The sequence below is a fragment of the Paenibacillus sp. GYB003 genome (assembly GCF_036577625.1).
Taxonomy (GTDB): domain Bacteria; phylum Bacillota; class Bacilli; order Paenibacillales; family NBRC-103111; genus Paenibacillus_AB.
On sequence record NZ_JARBDC010000069.1, the window covers coordinates 47,795 to 71,205 of the forward strand.

The window sequence follows — 23,411 nt, forward strand, 5'->3', positions numbered from 1 at the left end:
AAAGCGCTTAAGGAAGCGAGCGAAAAAACAATAGCGGAAGCGGATCGTTGGATCCGCCCGTTCTATTGCCTTACTCCTTCAACGATCCCAGCAGCGCCCCTTTGACAAAATATTTTTGCAGGAAAGGATATACAAGCAAAATCGGAATCGTTGCAAATAAAATAATGCCTGCCTTCAACGTCTCCGGCGTCGCCGAGAGCAAGTCCCCGGACGTCTTGTTCGTCAGGGTGTCGTCCTCGATGATCAAGCTGCGCAGAAGAATTTGCAGCGGGTACAGTTCTTTGCTCCTGATGTAGATGAGTGCGCTGAAGTAGGAGTTCCACAGGCCTACCGCCTGAAACAGCGCAAGCGTTGCGTTTACCGCCATCGACAGCGGCATCGCGATGCGCGCGTAGATGCGGAATTCGCCGCAGCCGTCGATCTTCCCGGCGTCGAACAGCTCGGATGACAAGCCTTGAAAAAACGTCCTCATAATAATAACGCCGAATGCGTTAATCGCGCCTGGAAGCATAAGTACCCATAACGTATTTTCCAGCCCCAGCGAACGGATGACCAAATATCCGGGAATCAGCGGCGAAGTGAAAATAAACGTGACCAAAACGAATTTCATGATCAAGCCTCTCGCCGGCGCGTGAGGGCGGGACAAGCCGTATGCCATTGTAGAAGTAAAGAAAAGATACAGCAGCGTTCCCCCGACGGTTATCGCGATCGTGACGCCCATCGACCGCCAAAGAGACTCCATGCCCAATATGATTTTGTATACGTCCATATTAAAGCCTTTCGGCCACAAATAAACCAGCTTCGCATTTGCATACACGGAAGAGCTTAACGACACCGCCGCAAGATGGATAATCGGAGCCACCATCGAAAGCGCCGCGATCGCCAGGAACGTTCCGTTCACCCACTGAAAGATGCGATTGGATCTGTTCACATGCTCGTCCTCCTAGTAGATGCTTTCGCCGGTCGTTTTTTTACTGATCGTATTCAAGCCGACGACAAGCGCCAGTCCGACAAGCGACTGAAACAGACCGATAGCCGTTGTGTAGCTGAATTGAGCCTTTAGCAGCCCGACTCGATAAACGTAGGTGTCCACCACTTCTCCGACGTCCCTGATAAGAGGATTGAGGAAAATAAGCAGTTGTTCCGTATTGGAATCCAGCACGGTTCCGACCCGCAGCAGCAAAAGAACGACGATCGTCGGCAGCAGCGACGGCAGCGTCACATACCAGATTTGTTTCCAGCGGCCCGCGCCGTCGACGACGGCCGCCTCGTACAAGCTCGGATTGATCCCGGCAAGCGCCGCCAAATAAATAATCGTTCCCCAGCCGACTTCCTTCCAAATCCCGATTGCGACAACGATGCCGCGGAAATACCCGCCTTCCGTCAGAAAATCGATCGGCGCAGCCCCGAACCAGCCCCTTATGACGTTAATCATGCCGTCCAGCGACAGCAAATTGATGAATATGCCTCCGACGATAACCCAGGACAGAAAGTGCGGCAAATACAGCAGCGTCTGGATCGGCCGCTTGAACCACATCTGTGAAACCTCATTCAAGAGAAGAGCCAAAATCAATGGAGCCGGAAAGCCGAACAAGATTGATAGGAAGCTAAAGGCCAGCGTATTGCGCAAGACGTTGAAAAACTCCTCATACGTAAAAATCGTCACAAAATGCTTGAAGCCTACCCAATCGCTATGCATGATGCCCCTGAACATGTTATAGTCCTGAAAGGCGATGATATTGCCGGTCAACGGCGCATAACGAAAAACAAGAAAATGCAGGATACCGGGAAGCATGAGGACGAGAAGCGCCCAACGATCCTTCTTCATGATTCTGTTCAACACAGCGTTTTCTCTCCTTCGCAGCGAATGCGTTCGGCCGGAATCCTGCCGGATATACGGATGCCGATTTCTCCGGCAGGCTCCGGCCCTCCGCTCCGATCACTCTATCCGGTGAACGATGCTCTATTTTTTAGCCTTCCGGTTGTACCATGCCGTCGCTTCTTTAATCGCTTCGTCGCCGCCGCGGCGCTTCCACTCGCTGACGAACTTGTCGAAAGCGGGATCGAGCTCTTCTTTGCCGGTGACGACTTTGGCGAACATATCGAGGAACAGCGTCCCTGCGCCGGTACCAGGTACAAGCTCAGGATGCGTCTCCAACGCCTTGAGCGCCGGCATGTTCAGGCCGTCGTGCTTAAATATGGCGTTCTTGGCCAGCTCCACGCCGCGGACCAGCATATCTCCGTTAGGCGAAAACTTTAACACGTCCTGAACCATGCGGCCGTCCCCGCGCGGATTGATCGACAATTGGTAGAACACGGAGTCGCCTTTCTCTTTATTGCTCGGGGCATTCGCGTCCCATTTGACCGCGCCGTTCTCGACCGTATAATTCTTTCCTTCGACCCCGTAGGCAAAAAACTTGTTTGCATCATCGGACCAAGCCCAGTCCAAAAATTTGATCGCCGCTTCCGCCTGCTTCGACGAAGTCGGAATGACCCATACGTAGTAAATGCCGCTATACTGCGGAGTCAGCGCCCCTGGCCCTTTCGGTCCGACCGGGGGCTGGATCATGTTGATTTTCACGTCCGGTTGATTGACGAATTTGTCCGCCGTCCAGTCCGAATTGTAATTGGTCACTTCGTGTTCCCACATGCCTGCCTTGCCTTGTTTGATTCCGGCTCCCCAATCCGCCCCCTTATTCGTGAACAGATTCGGATTAATGTAGCCCTTACCGTACAGCTGCTTCCAAAAGCTGATCGCGTCCTTCATTTCCGGACGGATCATGTCAGGGATAAGCTGACCGTCCTTCATGTTCCAAACATTCGGAGAAACGCCGAATTCTTTGAAGAATAGATCGGCATAGGCCATATTTTCCCGCACGTAGAAGCCGTATTCGTCGTTCGGATCGCCATTGCCGTTCATATCCTTCTGCTTCACCGCTTCGAAATAAGCCAAGTATTCGTCCAATGTTTTCGGCTGCTGCATGCCGAGCTTATCCAGCCAGTCTTGCCGGACATAGACGACTTTGGCGGCCGGAAGCGCGCTGAGGGCGGGAATCCCGTAAATTTTGCCGTCCTTGCTCACCTGCGGACTATCCCACGCTTCTTGCGGTATTTTTTTCTTCAAATTGGGTCCGTACTTGTCGATAAGCGGACCGAGCTCTTGGAAGACGCCTTGCTCCACCGCGCCCGAATGCATCGGGGCTTCGATGCTGTACGTCCGGATCATATCCGGCAAATTGTTCGAGGCGAACCGGACCGTAAGCTGCTGTTCGTAATCTTGCGCATGGCCTAAAAATTCGAATTTCAGGTCGTAGCCCGAAAGCTTGGACAATTCCTTCAGATACGGGTCGTCCGCCACCTTCACTTCCTTGGCATAGGCGGCGCCCGCATGCGACGTCAGCAGATTCAGCGTCGCTTTTGGCCCGGCGGCAGCCGCTTCTTTTTTTTCCGAAACATCGCCGGTTTGTCCGGGTTCCCCGGTTTTGCCGCAGCCGACGATAGACGCAGTCATCATAAGCGCCAGCCCCCCGAGCGCCGCTTTACGTTTGAATGTAGACATGCTGTTTCCCCTTTCTCTCACTCCTCGATTTAGATCGTTTCCCGGAAGGACGACAGGCAGCCTTCGAGAATGACGACTTCTCCATGCGTCACCAAATAGACGGAATCGTCCCGGATGAAGCAATGATACGCAGCCGTTTCATCATGCAGAAGCTGCACTCGCCTTTGCACATTCATATCCTGCCGGAAACCTCTCCGTCGTTTCCTTTCCCAAGCGGAAGCATAGGGGGGTTGATTAACGGATCTCTTCCGTACGGAATGGCTGCCCGTTTTATGTCTCCCCGCCATCTCTCCGCTTCAATTGCCTTTATAGGTTCGTATCGAATCCCTTCCCCCTGTGTGAAATCGCCTGTTCGGCACATTCAGCCTATCCGTTTTTGCGAATGAACGGCAATAATCACGTATTGGAGTGGTGGAAAAGCAAGAGCCAATACGGCAAAAGAGGAGCAATTTATCCCTCTCGGCCTTACCTTCCAACTTGCCTTCCTCACGCGGCTGAATCGCGCAGCCTTGCCGCATCCGTCGTCTTCAATGAGATGAAGAACACGCGCCTGCAAGACCCGCGACCGCGGCCGAAGACGCTGCCGTAGCCGCTCCGCTCGTCAATGCTCCGATCCGTTTCCCTCTTCTTCCGCCTTCTTCCGAAACGCGCCCGGCGGCAAGCCGGTATATTGCTTGAACGTCCGGTTGAAATTTTGTACGTTCGAGTAATGAAGCCGCCCGGCGATTTCTTTAACCGGCATGTTCGTGCGGAGCAGCCAATCCTGCGCTTTCGTCATTCGCTCCCGGATCAAGTAGTCGGAGAAATGCTCCCCGGTTTTCTCTTTAAATAACCGGCTTAAATGCGAAACCGACATGCCGTACTGCCGGGCGATCCGCTGCAGATCGGCGTCCCATCCGTCATGCACATGCTGCAAGACGTATTGTACGGCCTTTTCTTGCCTTGATACCTGCGAGGTATCCAAATAGGCGGCGACGGAAGGAAAGACGGAGCTGGAGAGCCAATCGTGCACAGCGGAAAGCGTGTTTAAGCTGTGAAGCTTTTTATGCAAATCCTCCGCAAAAATATCCCGCAGCTCGCAGCCATACTCATGCAAAAGCGAATCCAGTTCGACGAGCAAATAGTCGAAGATGCCGAACATCGTTTCCGGATTGGCGACGGATTCGCCGATTCGTCCGGCCAGCTTGGACAACAGCCCGTTCGCTTCCTCGACGCTGCCGCCGGTCAGATTCGTTAATATGCTCTTCTGAAGGCTGACGATTTCGCGGCCCGATTGGGCGATCGCCCGCTCCGTTTCCTGCTCGGTGATCGTCACGTTCGGTCCCATCAGAATCCGGTATGCGGAAAGCTCCGTAGCCTCCCTATACGCCTGCTTAATGCCGTAGTAGTTCTTATAGGAGCGGCTGACCGCCACGCTTACGGTAAATTTGAAATATTGCTCTGTGCCAAGCCGGATGTTCGCGGCGATCTCTCCCAGCTTCCGCTCCGTCTCTCCCTGCGCTTCGCTTCCGCCGGATTCGCCGATAATAAGCGCCACCTGACCCGGTTGCGTAGTCAAGGCCAGACAAGGGAGGACCGTTTCGCATATTTCCTCGGCCATTTTGCGCAGCGCGTATTGGATCAGGGACTGATCTTTCCCCTGGTAGTTTTCCGTAAGCACCGCGAAATCGTCAGCCGTTATGAGACAAACCCGGAATGAAGAGCCGTGCAGCGGCAGACCGAGCTGATCGCGTTTATTGCGGATTTCCGCATCCGTCATGTCCCCCCATAGCAAGTGGCGCGACAGATTTTCCTGCAGGGACGGCAGATCGGCGTGAATCCGGCTGCGCAAATGACGATTGTCGCGAATCGTTTCGTTCAATACCGATTCCAGCATTTTCAGCCCGTCGGTGCCTTCCATACTGCCGGCATATTCCTCTGGCACCCGCTTGATCATACGTTCGATCGGAATATACAGCCTGTTCGACCCGGTCAGCGCGACAAGGATCCAGAAGGCGACGATCGCCCCGATAATCTCCCATGTTACTTTTTTGATAGCGGCGGAGCGCTGCGTCAATTCGGCCATCGGCGTCATCGCGATGATCGTCCAATCGTACGTTTTCAGCTTGAGCGACGACAGATGATACGCAACCCCGTCAATCCGAATCGGCCCGTCGAATCCTTGCGGGTTTTTCCAAAATTGATACAAATCCGTAGTCGAGGCCAGCTTCGCGCCTATATCTTTGTCGTTGCTGCTTATCATCACCCTGCCGTCCTTGTCCACGACCGCCATCCGTCCTCGATACTGCTCTTGCTCTTCGCTGTCGCCCAGCACTTTGGACAGCTCGTCGATGGAGACGTTCAGCACCACGATTCCTTCCGTATAGTAGGAATGAAGCGGGATCGGACGGAACAGCATAAGCTCCTTGTTGTTGAACGTATTCGGCGTTACGACGAAAGGCGCGTTGCGGTTCGTTTGCGTATTTTGCATAATCGTTTCGTAGACGGATCGCGAATAAGGAATGGATTGATGGACGGAGGAGTAAACGTGATCGAACTTCTTATAGATGAGCGTGACGTCGTAGCGGATGGGCGAAAAGTTCACCTGCTTGCGCAGCGTCTCCATCATATCCATCGTTTGGCTGACATCATTGCGGTCCGGCGGCCCCGATTCGACGGATCGCTCGACGGTAACGTTCGTGGCGATGGAAACGGCGTGAATGCCCAGATTTTCCATCAGATGGTTCAGCCGGTATTCGACCTGCTTGAGCAGCGTCTGGTGGTTGAGGTCGACTTCCTCTTGAATGCTCCGCGACGCGATCGACGAGGAGAGAAAGCCGACCAGCAGCACGGGAACCGCACTGATCGTGATGGAGTAGAGCGCCAGCTTTCTTTTGAACGATACCTTTGCGGACCATCCGCGTTTCCGTTTCATTAATATACCTCCAGGTTATATGGCGCTTGGACGCCTTTATTTTGCCAAAGCGATATCGGAAAAACGGTTACCTATCCGATGAAATGCCAATAACAGCTACCGGCTATATACCAATAACTGTATCATGAGGGCAACTAGCCGCTTTCTATGAAAACGGCGGAAACCCGCGTAAAACCAACTATAGTTGGAGTTGGCCTACATTACAATAATCAAATTTGCTGCGGAAGCAAAAGATGAGCATTCTGCGAAATAAAAGAAAAACCGGCGGTAATTTAAAAAAAACGGTCCGAAAATCACGGACGTTCCCTTTGGTGCTTGGCTGTATATGTTTGCGCGTGTGGAAAATAGGAGGTCGGGGCTTTCAATCGCTCTCGCAATCCTGTCATTGTATTCAGGGTGCGACGGCTACTTTACTCAACCTTAGCGGCCGCGAAAGACTCATTCAGGAACCCGTCCCCCTGAACACATTAACGCCGTAACGAACATAAACTTTCTGGAGCTTTTCAAGATAAACGGCTTTCGTTCAGGCGCATTACCCACATCGTCATGGTTGCCGAATACCGCAGCCCATACAAGTCCGCGCTCCTCAACGGCGGCAACGGCTTGGCGATATGCGGACACGCCGTCCGAACAACACTTCCCGTATATCGTATCGCCTGTAAATACGACCAAATCCGGCTTTTCGGCATCCAGTACCAACTCCATCAGCCGCCTGCTCAGGCCGTCTTTCTCGTCGCCGCTCTCTCCCCAGTGGACATCCCTGCCGCCGTATGACCAAACACCACTGCGACAGAATTCCCGTGTGGTGCGGTCGTGCGGAAAAACGTCCGGATTTCCGTTTACGAATGATTATAATGCGGATAATATCGACTTTGAGGCAAGGCAAGCGATAAAAGGTCGATCGGCAAAGGGGAAACGGCTAAGATGAAGCTGAAGTTGAAAAGCTATAGCGGCGTCATCAAAGGGACGCGCGGCGGCAGTACGCAGGGCGCGATAAAGCTCGGCTAGGCGGGGCGGCAAGCGGGACTGCGGCAATGGATGCGCGGCGGCAGCGTACGGAGCGAGTCGGCAGCACGCTGGGCGCGATAAAGCGCGGCTAGGCGGGGCGGTAGGCGGCAAAGCGGAACTGCGGCGGCGCAGCGCCGCTTGTCGGCTGCCGTTAGCGCTAACCGCGATACCACTCCGCCTGCGCGCGAAACATCGCCGCATACGCCCCGTCCGCCGCCATCAGCGATGCATGCGTCCCTTCTTCGGCGATCCGCCCGTCCCGCAGGACGACGATCCGGTCCGCGAAGCGGGCCCAGCCGAGCCGGTGCGACACGAACAGCGTCGTCCGGCCTTTCGCCAGCTCGCGAAAGGAGCGGTACAGCGCCGCCTCGTGCTGCGGATCGAGCGCGGCCGTCGGCTCGTCGAGCACGAGCAGCTTCGCTTCCCGGAGCGCGGCGCGGGCGATCGCGAGGCGCTGCCATTGGCCGCCGCTCATGTTGCGCCCGCCGTCCGCCAGCAGCCCTACGCGGTCGTCGAGACCGGCGGGCGGGCGCTCGAGCGACTCGGCGCCGGCCGTCCGCAGCGCGCGGCGCAGCGCTTCGTCGTCGGCCGCCGCCTCCGGCAGGCCGAAGGCGACGTTGTCGCGCAGCGTCGTCTCGTAGCGCACGAAATCTTGAAACGCCGCGGAGACGGACCGACGCAGCAGCTCCGGCTCGAGCTCGGCATAATCCGCCCCATCCCACATGATGCGGCCGCCGGTCGGGCGGTACAGGCCGAGCAGCAGCTTGACGAGCGTGCTTTTTCCTGCCCCGTTTTCTCCGACAAGAGCTACCGTTTCTCCCGGATTCAGCGTCATCCGAATTTGGCGCAGCGCCGGCGACGAAGATCCGGCGTACGCGAACGATACGTCCTGCAGCACGATTCGCCCGTCCGCCCCGGATGCGGCGAGTCGTTGCGAGGATGCCTCCTCTCCTCGACCGGGCCGCGTCCCGCCCGCCGCCATCGGCTCCCGCAAAAATTCGGCCAGGTCGACGACTTTGGCGCTCTGGATATACATTTTCCCGATCGGGAAAGCCATTCTGCCGGATATGCCGTACGCCTGCCGCATCGCCTGAAAGACGACGACGATCGTTCCGGCGGTCATGCCGCCGTCCTTCAGCTGCAGCGCCATCCAGACGAGCGCACCGAACAGTCCGGCGATTTGTACGCACGAGACGACGATGCCCCGCCGAATTTCCCGCCGGTTCGCGTTGCCGCGCAGCTCAAGCGAATGCAGCATGCCTTTCGCGAATTTGCCGGTCAAATAGCCGATCGAACCGGAGACGCGCATATCCCGCACCGTCTCGGGCCTGGCGATCGTTTCGCGCAAATAATCCGACTCGCGTCCGCTCCGCGTCAACTCCCGGTTCAGCCGCCGCTTTACGATATCCGACTCGAGACGGATCGCCAGCGAAACGGCGAAGACGACGGCGAGCAGCAAGGAGACGAGCAGCGAAGCCATGCAGGCGACCGCCAGCAGTCCGAACAGCTCGCACGACAGCCGGAAAGCGGTGACGGCGTTTTGCAATACGCCGAACAAGTCGTCCCCCGCTACCGCCCGGGCCCGCTGCAGCCGGTCGTAATAGCCGGCGTCGTCCATCCGTTCCAGCGGCACGCGGGCTGCCCGGTCGTGCACTTCGGATTGGACGAGCATCGTCGCTTTGCCGCGAAACGCCGTATCGGCGACAGCCTGAAGCGACTCTGCGACGACGCGCAGCAATGCGAAGCCGACGTAAAGGGCGAGCGGCGGCAGTGCGGCTGCAAACGCCTCGGACCAATCCCGGCCGGCGATGCCCGCGGCGAATAGATCGATCAACCGCTTTTGCGCCGCGTACAGCGGAACGACCGATGCGCCGAGCAGAAGCGGCAACGCGAGCCACAGCGAAGCAAGCGCCGGCATTTGCCGACAAACGGTTCCGAGCAGCGGAACCGTCCCCCGCGCGATCGCTCCGAGCGAATTCGATTTCATCGGCTCGTCCCCCCTTTTACGCATACCACGACGCTTGCATCCGGAACATCCTCGCGTACTCGCCGCCTCTCGCCATAAGCTGCTCGTGCGTGCCTTGCTCTACCGCTTTCCCGTCCTTCATGACGACGATCCGGTCGGCCAGCTTGGCCGCCCCGAGCCTGTGGGTGACGAGCAGCGCCGCCTTTCCCTCCGTAACGCGCATAAACGTTTCGAACGCTTCCTTCTCCGCCATAGGGTCGAGCGCAGCCGTCGGCTCGTCGAAAAAAACGAAGCCGGCCCTTCGCAGCAGCAGCCGCGCGGTAACGATTTTTTGCCATTCGCCGCCCGACGGCTCGAAGCCGCCGAACGGCGCGCCGATCGGCGCGTCCAATTCAAGGCGCCTGCTGCCGGCTTGGCGGAGCGCGGCGAGCAAAGCGTCGTCGTCCCCGATGGCGGACAGGTCGCCGAGCGCCACGTTTTCCCGCAGCGTTACGTACAGCTTGGCGAAGTCCTGAAAAACCGCCGACAAGCCTCCCCCTTCGTCCGCCCCCGACAGCCGCTTTCCGTCGCCGTCCATCCAGACGACTTCTCCCGCGGTCGGCGCGTACAAACCGGTCAGCAGCTTGACGAGCGTCGACTTGCCCGAACCGTTTTCCCCGACCAGCGCGATCCTGCAGCCCGGCGGAATCGTCAGACCGACCCCGTCGATCGTATTTCGCGCCGCCCCCGGATAACGAAACTCGAGGCCGTCTGCCCGCAGCTGCAAGCCGCTCTGCGCCGCCTTTCTACGTATACCTTGCCGATGTTCGCGAGCGTCCTCGTCCAGCGCCTCGTACGCCCGGTAATCTTCCCATCTCATTCGCTGCGTTCGCATGGCCGCGCCTTGGGCGATCAGATCGGAGACGCGCGAAACGAGCACGGAAGCGCTTAAAAACAGCAGCGAAAAGTCGCCGGCGCTCCATTCGGCCGCGCCCGGCAGCAGCGCGAGCAGCGAGACGAGCAGGCCGAGGGCGACCGCGGTAAACGAACCCGGCCCGAGCTTCCGCAGCTCGGCGGAGCGGACCGCCGTGCCGGTTACGCGAAGCTGCCGCTCGCCGATCCGTCTCCACCGGCCGGCGAGCAGCTCGCCCAGGCCGAACAGGCGAATTTCTTTGGCCGCCTCGCGGCTTGTCAGCAGCTTGCCGTAATAAGCGGCCTGCAGCCGATCCGGCGTAAGCTTGCGCGCCGCTTCTTCGACGATTTCCGCCGCGCGGCCTGCCGTTCGCGCCATAAGCAGCCCCGATACGCAAACGGCCGCTGCGGGCACCCACATGCCGTAAACCAGCAGCACGCCCAGCAATGCTGCGGTATGCGCAATCGATTGCAGCAGCTGGATGCCCGTATGGTACGCGTCGTGAAACGATACTTGCGTAGCCCGTTCGCGCATCCGTTGAACGAGCGGAGACTCGACGGCGGCAAGCGGCAGTCTTTCCGTTTTTTGCAAAATGCGCCGCTGCCCTTCCGCGGTCCCGATTTCCTGCAGCCGCGTTTGCGCCATCGGCATCGGCACGCCCAGCGCAATGTTGCCTGCGACCATCAGCAACGCGAGCCACGCCGCCGCCTCGACGACAGGCCCGATCGGCTCGGGCGCCGACCAGCCTTGAACGCGGTCGATCAGCGTTTTGACGAGCCACAGCTCGGCCGGCATGATCGGCAGCGAGAGCAGCGCGGTCGCCGCCAGGACGAGCACCGGCTTTTTTTCCAGACGGTACAGCATGGCCGCCGCATCCCGAAAGCATCGAATCAATCCCGTTATCGTCCATCCTCCGTTCGTGGGAAGCCGTGCGGCCGATACGCCGCGTCAGGCATCCGATTCAAAAGCTTTACCATTATAATTTCGCACGCTCGCGAACGGCCACGGAAAAAACCGCTGAAACGATTCTTTCTGGCGCCGTGCGGACGCCTGTTCGATCCGGCGCATCTTCATAATCGAGCAGGCGTCCGTTATCGTTCCATTGACCGTACATTTTATTTTCTTTCGTGTTTGATATAAATTTGTCTAATCTGCTCTTAAACAATTGCGGCTCATTTTTATTGCTTTGAATCGTATCGATCCGAACCCTTCTATACAGGGCCGGAAATGCCAAAAAATTTTCATATGTTTGCCTATCCTCCTTGAGCCTTTGCTCTATCACGCTATCGATTTTAAAAGAATCGAGGTCCATATCGGGAAGCACCTTTCTTCCTTCGTCTCTCATTAATCCCAGCTTTTCGAGGCGGCGGACACGTTCTTTGTTCAATTCGGTCCATGAGCTTTTTTTGCTTCTGGGAGACAGTCTTTGCGCCTGCCCGGTTTCGGATATTTTCTTTTTGACTCCGTCAATCCACCCGAAGCACAAACACTCTTCGACCGCGTCCAAATAAAGCAGCGTATCCGGGCTTGGCTTCATGCTGACGACTACCCAGCAACATTTTTCCGTCTTTCCGTTTTCCTGCAGCCATACCCTTAATGCTTCTCTCGTTTTAACTGTAATCAGATTTTCGAGTTCCATAGATTAGTTACAACCCCTTTCTATATTCGGAGAGTGACTATTTTCGTTCGTAATGCGCCAATTATACAGGAATACGTTCTATAAACTGCCCGACGGCGGCTGGAATTGCGAGGCGTCGAACGGCTCGACGCGATCGTCGTTCAACACCACGATCTGCGTGTCGGAGGCGCTGCTCGAGCACGAACGGGCCGGCGGGGGCAGTCCGGCTGTGATCGCAGCCCGCCTTCGCGGACAGAATACTTGCTCGAGCGCCGACTTTTCCGGCGGCGGTCGACCGGCGAGGCGATCGAGCGGGATCGCAAGGGCGGCGCGGCGTGGACGCGATTCGCCTTCCCGACGTGGTGGCATTACGACGTGCTGCGGGGGCTCGATTACTTGCGCGGCGCCGGCGTCACGCCCGACGAAAGGTCGCCGAGGCGATCGAGCTGGTCGCCTCGAAGCGCGATGACGACGGGAGATGGCCGCTCGAGACCCGGTACCCCGGCGTGATGCCGATCGAGATCGACGAGGGCGTGGGCCGGCCGAGCCGGTGGAACACGCTGCGCGCCTTACGGGTATTGAACTGGTATTCGGCGCATCGCTAAAGCGGGTGCCGACGAATGAGAGCATGCCGTCATCCGAGCGACAGGGGCTGTCTCCATTAGATACAGCCCCTTCCTCCGGTCCGATCCGCGGCATTACCCGCTTCGGTTAATAAGAAGCAATCCGGAACCGTTTTGCTTCGATTCAGGACTTTTTCGGCATCCGCGGGGCTACCATCGGATCAGGATGGCTCCATGATCTCGCTCGTTACCGCATGTTCCTGATACCAAAAATGCGAATAATCGTTCATGGCGGAGGCGTAGCCCAGCTGACGCAGCATGGTGGAAACATTGCCCCGGTGATACGTCCCGTGATTGACCAGATGAAGCACCATTTCCGATAAGCGCGTTTGGCGGATTCCGGCGAACGGATTGTCAAGCAGAACGGTTTGCTCCAAATCGCCTTGGCTTCGGAACCATCCTCTGTACTGTTCGGCTAATTCGTCAAAGGTTTTAGCGTATTCATCCGCAGAATTCAAAACGCTCGCATTGAGCGGTATGCATGCTTGCAGCGCCTCGGGCATACCGGTGCCTGTTAAAACCAGATACCACATTTTATCGACCGCATACATATGACTGAAGGCATGGGCGATGGTGGGAAACGAGCTGTTCACTTCTTGACTGAGCACGGAGGGCGGGAGTTCCTTGATTCTCCCCAGGATCGTTTGAGTAGCCCAGGCGTGATAGCTATACATGACTTCCGGATGGTTCATCGTTCGCGTCGTCTCCTTTTCGCTTGCGATAGATTTGATTTTGTTCCTGTTGTAATAATAAAACAAGATATATGACAACAGTCCGTCATACATCTTCGTAAAGTTTGAGCGCGTTTTGAAGCTGTTCTTTCAGGATGTTTCGCAGTGCCGGGGGCTCGAGGACTTCGGCGCCGCTGCCGAGGCTCAGCACAATGGACCAAAGCCAACGTGCTTGCAATGGCTTATAAACGGGGATTCGCATCGTCATGCTTCCATCGGCATGAAATTGCTTATCGACCTGGTGCAGCTGATCCAGCGCCTCCGCCAAAGCTTCCGGCCCGACCCGAATCACTACATCCTCCAACTGCTCCTGCCATTCCTTGTTGGAAGAAGCGGCCTCTTCCGGCATCTCGCGATGCGGTTCGAAAGTTTCCGGCGTCAGGACCGCATTCATCATCCGGGACAGTCGGAACTCCCGGTAATCTCGCCGAGTCCGACAAAATCCGTACAGGTACCAGTTGCGATATTTAAAATGAAGCCGCAGCGGTTCCATCTCGCGGGTCGTGCGTTCGTTCTTCGCATTAATGTAATCGAAACGGACGATGTTTCGCTCCGTAATGGCCGTACGCAGGCGACTAAGCGCGCCGGGATCCGTCCGGTACGTATCGAAGTCCACGGACAGACTCGTTGTCCGAAACTCCGGCCCGATCGTCTGCAGCCGTTCGATCGTCCCCTGTGCACGCTCGTCCTCAAACACGGTGGAGAGGCTTTTGAGCACGGTTATCAGCGAATGGACGTCGTACGAACCGAGCAGGCTTTTATCCATTTTGTATCCGTCCATCATGCCGTATCCGCCTTTAGTTCCCTGAAACGATACGACCGGGAAGCCCGCGGCGCCGATCGCGTCGATATCCCGATAGATGGTTCTTGGGGAAACTTGAAACTCTTCTGCCAGCACGGAGGCAGACAAAACTTCGTGATTCAGCAGCTTGTAGATGATGGAGATCAATCGCTCCAACTTCACGTGCATCCCCGCCCGTTCGTCCGTTTCGTATTGCTGCTCATTATTGTATCACAAATTTTTGGGTGCCGATCTTTAGAGATGGCCCCTATGTTGTGTCCCAGGCAAACGAGCTAGTTAACCGGGAGGAAGAACTCGTTCCGCTACTCGAAAAAAAGCTTCCGCCCCGCCGCTCGGCGGTTTGGAAGCTTTTTCGTCCGGTATCGTCAGGGCCGATTATTCGTCCTCGTTGTCCTCCGGCTCGTTCGGATTCTTTTTGCCGGTGCCGGTGATCGTGATCGTTTTCTCGTTCGTTTTGCGGCCGTCGACGAACACTTCGATTTTGACCGGATTCGCGCCGGCCTGCAGCTTGATTTTGTCGCTGAATCGGTGCGTCTTTTTGTCCAGCTTCGCGCTCTTGCCGTTCACGAGCACGTTCAGCTCTTTGCCGTAGCCGAGCACGTCGACGGAGCCTTTCAGCTCCAGCTTTTTGCCGTCGAACGTTTTTCCGTCGTAATCCCGGAAACCGTGAAGAACGGCCGCGCGAACCTCGTCGCCGATCGAGTACGTATTCGCGATCAGCTGGCGCCGCGTCTTGACGCCGGATTTGTCCATCGCAGAAATGACGAAGCCGCCTTGCGGGATCGGGCTGTTGTTCAATTGGATCGGCGTCCATACCCAGTCGATCGCCTGCCGCTTGTTGCGCGTGTCTACGACTTTGCCGGTGCCGTCGACCGATATTTCAACGCCGTATGTGCCCGTATTCGTATTCGTGCCGTAATCGTTCGTGTATACGTTGATGATAGCTTCGCCGCGGTTCACGTCGACGAAATCGCCTTCGATAAACGATGCGCCATCCCCCGGCTTGCTGAATCCGAGTTGATACGACTTGACGTATTCCCGGTCCTCCAGCGACGCTTTAATAATATCGAAATTCGCCAGCGAATATTCGAACAGCATCAGTCCGTCCGAGTTTTTCAGCGACGCCTGGAACACTTCCCGCTGCAGGGCGGGTTCCGCGATGTCGGCCAGCGCGATCGAGGCGTACATCGGGATTTCGTTTCTCGTCAAAATGTTTCCGAGCGTCACATATTTGCTTACTTCCGCCGCCGTTTTCTGGTACGAGCCGATCATGATGAAATCCAGGTTGCGGATGTAGCCGGTTTTATAATAGTCGTCCGTATAAATGCGGCTTTCCGGGAAGTTCAACCGCGGATCGTAGCGGAAATCCGGGCTCGCCCAGTTGATGCCGTTCGTGTAAAGCGTTTCGTACCACGAGCCGACGTAGGTGGACATCAAAATGCGCTTGCCCTTCTGCGCGCTGTACCGGTCGACGATCGCCCGCAGCTCTTTCGTGAAGCTTTCGATCGTGGATGAGCGGAACGCCCACCAATCCGTATAATATTTGCCTTCGACCCGCTTCGCCTGCCCGTTCGCCTCGTACGTCAGCTTGTAAACGTCGTCCGGCCACTTCTCCAGCGTTTTGCCGCGTGCCTGCAAATAGAGCCGGAACTTCGCCTTCGATTCGTCGCTGAAATCGGCGAAATCGCTGTCGTACCGGCCGCGGTCCAGGTTGATCCCGTCGACGTCGTAATTTTTCATCACTTCCTCGAACGATTTCAGCTGGTAGTCGCGCACCTCGTCGTTCGCCGGGTTGACGAACGCGACGATTTTGCCGGGTGCGGCGCTTTGGCGGATCGGCACGATCGCCCCTTTGTCCTCGGCGCGGTATACGCGCTCCTCCCAGGACGGATGCGCGTCCAGCACGGCGTTCTCGTCCATCGAGCCTTCGGCGAACACATTCATCGCCGCATGGATTTTCAGCCCGAGGGCATGGCCGTGCGTAATGAATTCCTGCAGCAGGTCGAGATCCGGATTCGCTCCGGCGCGGTTCACCCCGGTCATATTGCTGACGTAAGGCCGTCCGGTCAAATCGTTTTTCTTGTACGAGGCGAACCCTTCATACCCTTTCACATCGAACAAAACGCCCGTCACGCCGGCTTCCTTCGCCTTCGTCAGCAGCTTGAGCACGCTTTCGGACGTCTGCAAATTTTTGGCGTTGGTCGACTGGTCGACCCACAGCAGCACTTCCTTCGGCGCCGGATTCGTCTTCGTTTTCCAGTAGGCGATGACCGATTTATTATCGATTTGCTGGCCGCTCTTGCTCAGGACGACGTCGATGTAGTTCGTCCCTTCGCCAAGCGAAACCTGCTTCGTGAAGCTGCCGTCCGGCGCGATCGCCGTCGCGGCTCCTCCCACGTTTAGCGCGAGCGGCTGATCGTACACGTAATTTTTGACCGACCCTTGGATCGTCGTCGTTCCTTCGAGCGTCGTGTACATCGACGGATTCGACACGAGCAGGCTGAACGCCGGTCCCGACGGGTTCGTCGGCAATATGTCGGCAAGCGGAACGACGCTGCCGTTTTTGCGCAGCTTGATCAAGTCGCCGATTTTGAAGTTGGTCGCGAGATATTTTTTGTACCCTTTGTTCGCATACGAATCGTCGAGCGCGAGCAACACGAAGCCGCCTTCCGGCACCGGCAGCTCGACCGGGTTCGGCTCCCATACCGGCGGCGCGCCGTTGATGGACGGGTTGACGACTTTCAGCACTTTATTGCCCGCATCGACCTGCACGGCAACCCCATAGCGCGGAACCGTCACCGAGCTCGTATACGATTTGGAAAATAACGCGATAAAATCGTTTTTGCCGGCGATGTCCTGGTTGATGATATTGATCTGCTTGCGCGGCCCTTCGAGAACGATGCTCCCGTCGGCGGGAGCCGCTTCGACTTCGATGAAATCCCCCGTCGCCGCCTGCGCCCTGCCGCCCCCGCCGATCAACGGGAACAGCGTCGCCAGCAAGCAAACCAGCACAACCATAGTTACGCTCCGTTTTGCCATTTCGCGATTATACCACCTTTCCTGTCCGATATTGGGCTTACACCCCCATTCTAGTTGGTAGCGGTTTCATATCCTAGTGAAAACGTTTACTAGTTTTGGTACTATGATGACATCAAGGGGGGCGCACGTTCGGAGCGACCGACCGCTGATTTTCCGCTAAAGGAGGCAGATTCCGCTCGAAAAACAAAAATAACGGAACCCGAGTTCCGTTACCGTTATATGCGAAATCGATTGGATTTCAAGCCGATCGGGCCGTTTGTCCGCGATATAGCGAACCTTTTTGCACGCCGAAACGACAGCGGAGCGGGAAACGAACTGGAAAAGTTCCCGCTATTTTCGGTCGAGCCCCGTTTGCGGGCAAAACAACGGGAAAACGTCCCGCTATACTGGTCCAAACCGCGCTTTTCGCCGATTCGGCGCCATTTTATCGGGAGCTTCTCCCGGTATTTCGAACCGACGCCTATAGGAAAGCGAGTTAACAGGAGGTTTTCCCGTTCATTCGATTCCGGTTGGCCCGGCTGGATTCGAATCCGTCAGGACGTGGAAACAAAAGGCGGTACTCGCTGCATCCTTTGGCGTCCTCACGGTTTGCAAAACTGTAAGGAGACCTGCACTCCCGTACATTCTTTAGCGAAAAGAAATAGCGGAACATCCGTTCCGCTATTTCGGCCGACCGCCCGGCACGCCTCAACGCAGGCGACGACCGCCCGCGCGGCCGTCGGGGCTCCTCGCGGCTATTCCACCGCGACCGTTCCGCGCCGCTCGGCCGCCCGATACGCCGCGACCGTGAACGCCAGCGTGCGGATCCCGTCGGCGTAATCGCACAAAATCCGGTCGCGCGAGCCGCTTGCGACCGCCTCGACGAACGCTTTGTCCTGCTCGTAGCTCGGGTCCATCCTCGAGGTGATCGTCACGTTTTGCGCATTGTCGACGATCTGCACCGTCTTGCCGTTTCCGGTAATGTTTACGAAAAAGTCGGCGCCGATAAATTTGACCTCCGACCCGCCGAAGTGCGGCGACAGGCACGACTCCGTTATCGTGCCGACCGCTCCGCTCTGCAGCGAAAACGCGACGGCGCCCGCGTCCGGAATCGTCGCCTCCGGATTTTGCGAGCTTATCGAATTGCGGCCGAACAGCGCGCCTACGTCTTGATACTCGCCCGCCAAGTAGCGGATCATGTCGATCTGATGCGTCACCGCGTCGCCCAAGTTGCCGCCGGACATGTGCAGCTGCTTCCACCACGGAGCCGGATGGGAGCCGCCGATCCGAAACGCCTGAACGAGATGAATCGTTTTCCCCCGCAAATATTGCTTCGCCTTCTGCACGGTATCGAAGTAGCGCAGCACGTAGCCGACCGAGTTGATCACGCCCGATTCGCGCACCGTCCGCTCCTTGCGCTGCACCGGCTCCAGCTCCAGGCCGAGCGGCTTTTCCACGAAAACGTGGATGCCGCGCCGCGCCGCGACTTCCTCCAGGTCGCCCCGGGCGAACTGCGGCACGCAAATGAAGACGGCGTCGATTTCCGCGGGATTGAGCAGCGCGTCCGCGCTCTCCGCCACGCGCGCGCCGACGTCGGCCGCCATCTCCTCGGCTCCGGCCGTATTGAGGTCGAAGACCCAGACGATTTTCGCGAGCTCCACTTTTTTGAGCGCTTTGACGTGGCTTCTGGCGATGCCGCCCGCGCCGATCATTCCGATTTTGACGGTCATAATGGTAGTCATCCTCCAACAGGTAGCGTTATTTGGCGAGCGGCAGCGTTACGCTTTTGCCGGTCGCGATCGATTCGTCGATGGCGAAGCTGACTTCCATCGATTTGTAGGCGTCGAAAAAGTCGCAGCGCGTCGTCGTGCCGTTACGCAGCGAAACGACGAAGTCGTCGATTTCTTCCACGAACGGATGGTGCGAGACGTCCCCGCTGTCCGGCAAAATCGTCGGAATGACAGCATAGTCTTTTTGCCCAGGCAGCTTGTGGGAAAACAGCTGGTTGTTCATGATCGCGCCTTTCTCGCCGAGCAGATGAACGTTGAACTTGTACGGCGTTTTGCATTCGAGCGAGGACGACACTTTGCCGACGCCGCCGTTTTTCAGCTTGAAGATGGCGATCGCGTTCGGGTCGAACTCATAGTCCGAATCCGCCCAGGTCCGGCAGCTGTACGCCGTCACTTCGGTAATGTCCCCGGCAAAATAGCGGACGGCGTCGACCGCATGGCAGCCCGCGGACAAGATGCTGCTGCCTCCCTGCGCGAGCGTCTTGCTCCACCGGTATTGCCCGTACTGCGGGCCGACGTGGTGCCAATAATCGATTTGCGCCATATAGACGCGTCCGATCGCGTCGTCGTCGATCAGCGCCTTCGTGTTCGCGAAGGACGGATTCCAGCGGAGCACGAAGCTGACGACCGTATGTACCGGATGCTTCTCCAGCGCGTTCGCCATGCTCCACAGCCCGGCGCGATCCATCGCCAGCGGCTTCTCGATGACGAGATGCTTGCCGTGCTGCGCGGCGAGCACCGCCTGCTCGGGCCGCGAACCGGGCATCGAGCACAGGACGACCGCGTCCACGTCGGACGATTTCACCGTATCCTCGTAGCTGGCGGAAATGCGCGCGCCGATGCCGAGCTCGGCGAGCCTGCTTTTCGCATGCTCTTCATTCTGGCTGACGACCGCGACGACTTCCGCGTCGGCGCGCTTCGAAATCGCTTTCAAGTATTCGCCGGCGACCCAACCGGTGCCGACGACGGCAAAACGCAACGTCCCCATGTTGACTCCTCCTCCAAATGGCAATAATTTGTTCGGTTCGAAAGCCGATCATCCGGTCATCGCAAAGAAGCGCCACTCGCCCTTCATTATAAAAAAGCGAGTGTGAAAACGGAGTGAATTCACTGTTGCTAACAAACAATTTTATGTTTGTTTTAAACATTTTATCACGAACGAACCGGATGCACCACGAAAAATTTCCGGCCTCCGAGCTTTGCCGCCGGGCGATCGGCCATTTCGAATTGTAAACGGAAACGTTTCGCTATAAGATAAAGTCGAAAACGAAAACGCGGCCAACCGTCCCGTACGGGCGCCGTTTCGAAACAAGCGCCGCGGCGCACTTGTCGCCAAAGGAGAAGATCCGTTTGAGCTACGAGAAGTACGAATTGCGCGAAGAGCTGGCGATCCGGAAGCTCGTTACGTTTTTTTACCGGGAAATGCCGAAAGACTATTTCTTTGACGGGGAGAAGCACGATTTTTGGGAAATCGTCTATGTGGACAAAGGGGAATGGGACGTGACGGTCGACGGCGCGCCGTTCCATCTGGAGCAGGGCGATCTCGTGTTTTACGGACCGAACGAATTCCACCGCGGCGGCGCGGGACAAAAATCGTCTCCCAACGTCATCATCGTCACGTTCGAATGCGATTCGCCCGCCATGAGCCACTTCGCCGCGGCCCGCGTATTCCGGCTGGACGAAAAGGAGCGGGCGCTGTTCGCCGCGCTCGTCAAGGCGGGGCTCGAATCGTTCGATCCGCCGATCGATTCGCCCCGAATGCGCAAGCTGCACCGCCGCGAAGGGGCCCCGTTCGGCAGCGAGCAGCTGATCCGTAACTATTTGGAAACGCTGCTCATTCATTTGATCCGGCGGGAGCAAGCCCCGGCCGCCGCGGAAAAGCCGCCATCCGCGGTCAAGGAAAACCGGGCCCACGACATCGCGACCGAAGTCGCCGACTATTTGCAGGCGAACATATCCCGCGAGTTGACGGTCGACGACTTGTGCCGCCGGTTTCAAGTCAGCCGGACGCAGCTCAAAACGGCGTTCCGGCAGCTGACCGGACAAGGCGTGCTGGAAACGTTCAACCAGATGAAAATCGAGCGGGCCAAGACGCTCATCCGCGAAGAACGGCTCAGCTTTACCGAAATCGCCGAGCTGCTCGGCTACAGCAGCATCCATTATTTTTCCAGGCAGTTCAAAAAGCTGACGAACATGACGCCGACGGAATACGCGCGCTCCGTCAAGCTGCGGGCGATCGACGACCGGACCGGCTGTTGGGATTCAGTTTGACGGCGGCGAGCCGGCGGCATAGAGCGGTTCCGGCTCGCGGCACGAATCAGGAGGGAGCGCCATGCCCCGCAAAAAAACGGTTACGCTGCGCGATTTGGCCGAGCTGCTCGGCGTATCCGCGCATACGGTGTCGAAGGCGCTGCGCGGTCTTCCCGGCATGTCCGAGGAAACGCGAGCGGCCGTCGTCAAGGCGGCGGCCCGGTACGGCTACCGGACGAAAGACCAGGAGCGCAGCCTCGCCGTCGAACGCATTCCGATCATTCCCCACAAGCGGCGCCATTTCAAGCTGGTCATCCCGGAACGTTCGGGCAACTCCCGCATGTACCGGCTTCTGCTGGACGGGCTGCGGGACAAGCTCGGCGAGTACGGTCACGCGATCGAGACGATCGCCGCGCCGGCCGGGCTGACGGAACGCGAACCGTTCGAAGCCTGGGCGGACCGGCACGGACTCGGCTATACGGACGGCCTGTTCATTCATCCGCTGATCGAAGAACCGTTCGAGCGGATGCTGATCGAGCTGCCGGTGCCGCGCGTGCTGCTCAACTTCCCGCCCCCGGCGGCCGAGGTGGACAGCGTCGCCTGGGACGTCGGCACGGCGGTTTACCAATCGGTGCGCCATTTGCTGTCCAAAGGACACAGCCGCATTTTGTATATCGGCGGCATTCACGAATACCGGGGCTTCCGGCTGCGCTGGCACAGCTTCGTCAACGCGATGAAGGAGGCCGGACTGGAAGCGCGGCCGGACGAGCATGTGACGGAAACGTTCGCCAGCCGCAAGCTGTGGCATCGCGACGTGACGGAGAAGCTGCGCGCCAACCGGTCGACCGCGATATTAAGCGCCGTCGGCGACAATTTGCTGCAGATATACGAGGCGTGCGGCTCCGTCGGCTTGCGCGTTCCCGAGCAGCTGTCGCTCGTCAGCCTGGAGCACGAGGCGAACGAAACGGTGCCGGAGTTGACGCGGCCGCTGCTGCTCATCCGCGAATCCGGCGTGCGCGGGGCCGAGCGCATGCTGTGGCGGCTCGGCAATCCGAACGTGCCGTACGAGCATATTTTGCTGCAGGGAAGCTTCTTCGAAGGAAAAACGGTCAGCCGTCCCGCGACGCGCTGACCGTTTTTTTATTCTCGCAGGTTCCGGCCCGGAGCCCGGCTTAAGCGCGAGACGCTTCGGAAATATGCCAGCAGACGCCCGCCGGGTCGATCAGATGAATTTCGCGCTTCCCCCAAGGGTACAGCGTCGGCTCCTTCGCTTTCATCGGAAACTCGCCCGATTTCGCCATCGCCTCGATCCGGGACCACCATTCGTCCAAACGTTCCACGACCAGCTCCAGCATATAATTGTCCTGCAGCTCCCGGTTATGGATGTTTTGCAAAAAAAACTCCTGCTCGCCGACCCGGAAAATCGACAAGCCGGCATCGGCGTACAGCTTCGTAAAGCCCAGCTCCTTGAAAAAGCGCTGCGCCAGCTCGTAGTTGTCGCCCGACGGAATGAACGGGCGCAGCTTAACCGCTTTCATTCGCATTCCCTCGCTTCCTTCGATTGCGTTCCGCGCCGGCTTGCCGCAGCCGGGCCGCGCCGTTCAGACGGTTACGCTCGTCGGCACTTTGAACAGTCCGGCCTGCTTCAGCGGCAGCGACGTGGACGAGTCTTTTTCCAGCCCGGCGGTTTGGCCGTTCAGCGCGATATTGACGAGCCATTTCGTAAAAGGCGCCACGTTCATCGACGCCATCTCCTCCGCGTCGAAAAAGCCGGCCGCGTCGACCTCGAAATGGTCCGGAGTCGGCTCCCCGCTCACATACTCCATCTCGAAGGCGATATACACGTTGTGGATGTCGCGCGGCTGGTCGCGGACGGCGAGCACGCCGACCGACTTGGCCACGATGCCGGCTTCCTCCAGCACTTCCCTCTCGATCGTGCGGTCGATCGGCTCCAGCTGCTCGATATAGCCGCCCGGATTCGTCCAGAAGCCTTTGCCGGGCTCCTGTGCCCTGCGGACGAGCAGCACTTTGCCGTCCTTCTTGAGCAGCGCGCCTACGCCGATGCTGTAAGAGCCCCAATGGACGAACGGGCAGCTCGGGCAGGCGAGCCGGTCTTCGCCGTCGATCGATCGGGTTTCCAGCTTCGTTCCGCAGCTGGAGCAAAATTGTACGGTTGCCATCGCCATTCTCCTTTTATTCGGATACGATCACTCCCTGTATTGTATAGGAGCCCGGCGCAA

17 protein-coding genes and 2 pseudogenes are annotated in these 23,411 nt (G+C 57.8%); 3 read left to right on the forward strand and 16 right to left on the reverse strand.

Features of this window, described 5'->3' with window-relative positions; all coding sequences use genetic code 11:
• Positions 1–70: 70 nt before the first annotated feature.
• The 9 genes and pseudogenes from PV407_RS21905 to PV407_RS21945 all read right to left on the reverse strand — a co-directional run.
• On the reverse strand, positions 71–931 hold the full coding sequence (locus tag PV407_RS21905) for a carbohydrate ABC transporter permease (protein WP_332092127.1): 861 nt from the start codon (positions 929–931) through the stop codon (positions 71–73).
• Between the two features lie 12 nt (positions 932–943).
• The gene (locus tag PV407_RS21910; protein WP_332092128.1) at positions 944–1,843 is read right to left on the reverse strand and encodes an ABC transporter permease; all 900 of its coding nucleotides are present in this window, start codon (positions 1,841–1,843) and stop codon (positions 944–946) included.
• Between the two features lie 120 nt (positions 1,844–1,963).
• Positions 1,964–3,559, reverse strand: coding sequence for an extracellular solute-binding protein (locus PV407_RS21915; RefSeq protein WP_332092129.1), 1,596 nt, complete (start codon positions 3,557–3,559; stop codon positions 1,964–1,966).
• A gap of 29 nt (positions 3,560–3,588) precedes the next feature.
• Positions 3,589–3,735, reverse strand: a complete 147-nt coding sequence (locus PV407_RS21920; protein WP_332092130.1) for a hypothetical protein — start codon at positions 3,733–3,735, stop codon at positions 3,589–3,591.
• A 425-nt stretch (positions 3,736–4,160) separates the two neighbouring features.
• Positions 4,161–6,473, reverse strand: coding sequence for a helix-turn-helix domain-containing protein (locus PV407_RS21925; RefSeq protein WP_332092131.1), 2,313 nt, complete (start codon positions 6,471–6,473; stop codon positions 4,161–4,163).
• Positions 6,474–6,911: 438 nt separating this feature from the next.
• A pseudogene (locus tag PV407_RS21930) lies at positions 6,912–7,220 on the reverse strand (metallophosphoesterase); the annotation flags it as partial.
• A 418-nt stretch (positions 7,221–7,638) separates the two neighbouring features.
• Positions 7,639–9,468, reverse strand: a complete 1,830-nt coding sequence (locus PV407_RS21935; RefSeq protein ID WP_332092132.1) for an ABC transporter ATP-binding protein — start codon at positions 9,466–9,468, stop codon at positions 7,639–7,641.
• Between the two features lie 16 nt (positions 9,469–9,484).
• The gene (locus PV407_RS21940) at positions 9,485–11,203 is read right to left on the reverse strand and encodes an ABC transporter ATP-binding protein (protein WP_332092133.1); all 1,719 of its coding nucleotides are present in this window, start codon (positions 11,201–11,203) and stop codon (positions 9,485–9,487) included.
• A 208-nt stretch (positions 11,204–11,411) separates the two neighbouring features.
• Positions 11,412–11,978 (reverse strand): annotated as a pseudogene (locus tag PV407_RS21945) (YdeI/OmpD-associated family protein); the annotation flags it as partial.
• A 314-nt stretch (positions 11,979–12,292) separates the two neighbouring features.
• Here PV407_RS21945 and PV407_RS21950 point away from each other — a divergent pair.
• Positions 12,293–12,562, forward strand: a complete 270-nt coding sequence (locus PV407_RS21950; protein WP_332092134.1) for a hypothetical protein — start codon at positions 12,293–12,295, stop codon at positions 12,560–12,562.
• 179 nt (positions 12,563–12,741) lie between these two features.
• Here the strand turns inward: PV407_RS21950 and PV407_RS21955 are convergent, their stop codons facing one another.
• From PV407_RS21955 to PV407_RS21975, 5 genes are all read right to left on the reverse strand, one after another.
• A complete protein-coding gene (locus PV407_RS21955) occupies positions 12,742–13,272 on the reverse strand; it encodes a DinB family protein (RefSeq protein WP_332092135.1) in 531 nt (176 codons plus the stop codon).
• Positions 13,273–13,357: 85 nt separating this feature from the next.
• Positions 13,358–14,275: a helix-turn-helix transcriptional regulator gene (locus PV407_RS21960; RefSeq protein ID WP_332092136.1), complete on the reverse strand. Its 918-nt coding sequence runs from the start codon at positions 14,273–14,275 to the stop codon at positions 13,358–13,360.
• Between the two features lie 213 nt (positions 14,276–14,488).
• Positions 14,489–17,131 carry a family 10 glycosylhydrolase gene (locus PV407_RS21965; RefSeq protein WP_332092137.1) on the reverse strand — a complete coding sequence of 881 codons (2,643 nt, stop codon included), beginning with the start codon at positions 17,129–17,131 and terminating at the stop codon, positions 14,489–14,491.
• Positions 17,132–17,886: 755 nt separating this feature from the next.
• Positions 17,887–18,861: a Gfo/Idh/MocA family protein gene (locus PV407_RS21970; protein ID WP_332092138.1), complete on the reverse strand. Its 975-nt coding sequence runs from the start codon at positions 18,859–18,861 to the stop codon at positions 17,887–17,889.
• A 28-nt stretch (positions 18,862–18,889) separates the two neighbouring features.
• On the reverse strand, positions 18,890–19,909 hold the full coding sequence (locus PV407_RS21975; protein ID WP_332092139.1) for a Gfo/Idh/MocA family protein: 1,020 nt from the start codon (positions 19,907–19,909) through the stop codon (positions 18,890–18,892).
• A gap of 362 nt (positions 19,910–20,271) precedes the next feature.
• Here PV407_RS21975 and PV407_RS21980 point away from each other — a divergent pair, with 362 nt between their 5' ends.
• On the forward strand, positions 20,272–21,192 hold the full coding sequence (locus tag PV407_RS21980) for an AraC family transcriptional regulator (RefSeq protein WP_332092140.1): 921 nt from the start codon (positions 20,272–20,274) through the stop codon (positions 21,190–21,192).
• Between the two features lie 61 nt (positions 21,193–21,253).
• The gene (locus PV407_RS21985) at positions 21,254–22,303 is read left to right on the forward strand and encodes a LacI family DNA-binding transcriptional regulator (RefSeq protein WP_332092141.1); all 1,050 of its coding nucleotides are present in this window, start codon (positions 21,254–21,256) and stop codon (positions 22,301–22,303) included.
• A 40-nt stretch (positions 22,304–22,343) separates the two neighbouring features.
• On the opposite strand, the gene PV407_RS21990 is transcribed toward PV407_RS21985, so the two are convergent.
• Together PV407_RS21990 and PV407_RS21995 are read right to left on the reverse strand one after the other, a co-directional pair.
• Positions 22,344–22,709, reverse strand: coding sequence for a hypothetical protein (locus tag PV407_RS21990; RefSeq protein ID WP_332092142.1), 366 nt, complete (start codon positions 22,707–22,709; stop codon positions 22,344–22,346).
• 63 nt (positions 22,710–22,772) lie between these two features.
• Entirely contained in the window at positions 22,773–23,351 is a 579-nt protein-coding gene (locus PV407_RS21995) for an NUDIX hydrolase (protein WP_332092143.1), read from the reverse strand.
• Positions 23,352–23,411 lie beyond the last annotated feature (60 nt).